The following is a 1,366-nucleotide window of genomic DNA, read 5'->3' on the forward strand; positions in this document are numbered from 1 at the left end:
GGTCAGATCCCTTTCGCCCGGCGAAAGGGATCTGACCCCGGGCGGGGCAACCGCTACTTGCCCAGGCGCGCCGCCAGGGCCTGCAGGGCGTTCTGTGCGTCCGGGGCGAACCAGGCCTCGACGAAACGGTCCAGCTGGATCAGGTCCGGGTGCAGCGCTTCGTGCAGGTCGGCGCGAGCGATGGCGCGGGTCAGCAGCATCGGCTGCCGAGGCTGCTTGAGCAGGTTCTGCAGCCAGGCCACGGCGCGGGCCACCACCAGGTCGCCTTCGGCCAGTTCATCGACCAGGCCGATCTGCAGCGCCTGTTCGGCCGGTACCAGCGAACCGGTGGTCAGCAGCACGCCGGCGCGGTGCACGCCCACCGCACGGCGCAGCAGGCGCTGGATGCCCTCCGGCGCGATCAGGCCCACCTGCACCTCGTTCAGGCCGATGGCATACGGCCGCGACGGATCGGCGCTGCGCGCCATTACCCGGTAGTCGCAGCACAGGGCCAGCACGCAGCCGCCGGCCGGCGCGTGGCCGGTGATCGCCGCGACCACCGGGATGCGGCTCTCGGCCAGTGTGCGCACGGCGCCAAAGAAAGCGTTCCAGGTGTCCAGCAGCTTGTGCTTGTCATCGCCATGCGAGAGCAGGTGCGGCACGTCCATTCCACCGGTGAAGATGCGCTCGCTGCCCGACAGCACGATGCCGTGCGCGTCTTCGGCCATGGCCAGTTCGATGGCATGGATCAGCTGCCGGCACAGATCGGTGTCCAGTGCATTGACCGGCGGCCGCGCCAGGCGCAGTTCGCGGATGGGGCCGTGGTTGATCACCTCGATGAGCGTCGTCATGCTGCGGTCTCGTTGCGAAGAAGGAACCTGGGCGATGATAACCAAACCATTCGTTGGCGTACTGTGGGTGCTGTGTGCGGCCGCAGCATCGGCTTCGGCTGCGGAATCACGCTGCGTCACGGTGGAGCAGGGCTGGGCGCGGTTGCCACCGAATCCGGCGATGCCGATGACTGCCGGCTATGGCGTGATCCACAACGGCTGCAGCAGGGCGGTGGTGATCACCGGTGCGACCAGCAGTAGTTTCGGCGACGTGTCGCTGCACGAGACCACGATCGTCGATGGCGTCAGCCGGATGCGCGCGATCGAGCGCCTGCCGCTGGCAGCCGGCGCGCGTGCCGAACTCAAGCCTGGTGGCCTGCACCTGATGCTGATGCAGGGGCGGGGCGCGCTGAAGGAAGGCCAGGCGCTGCCGTTGCGGCTGCAGCTGGAAGGCGGTGGCGAAGCGAGCGCGACGTTGACCGTCCGCAAGGCCGCGCCGTAGCGGGATGGTAGTGCCGGCCGCTGGCCGGCAAAAACAGGAAATGCCGGCCAGCGGC

Annotated in this window: 2 protein-coding genes; one reads left to right on the top strand and one right to left on the bottom strand. The window is 68.9% G+C overall.

What is annotated here, in order from left to right; genetic code table 11:
• Positions 1–53: 53 nt before the first annotated feature.
• A complete protein-coding gene (locus ABGA94_RS13765; protein ID WP_005415699.1) occupies positions 54–830 on the bottom strand; it encodes an enoyl-CoA hydratase/isomerase family protein in 777 nt (258 codons plus the stop codon).
• A 34-nt stretch (positions 831–864) separates the two neighbouring features.
• On the opposite strand from ABGA94_RS13765, the gene ABGA94_RS13770 reads away from it, so the two are divergent.
• Positions 865–1,311 carry a copper chaperone PCu(A)C gene (locus tag ABGA94_RS13770; protein WP_197598469.1) on the top strand — a complete coding sequence of 149 codons (447 nt, stop codon included), beginning with the start codon at positions 865–867 and terminating at the stop codon, positions 1,309–1,311.
• Positions 1,312–1,366 lie beyond the last annotated feature (55 nt).

Source organism: Stenotrophomonas sp. 3diitr2024 (genome assembly GCF_042136455.1).
Classification (GTDB): domain Bacteria; phylum Pseudomonadota; class Gammaproteobacteria; order Xanthomonadales; family Xanthomonadaceae; genus Stenotrophomonas; species Stenotrophomonas sepilia.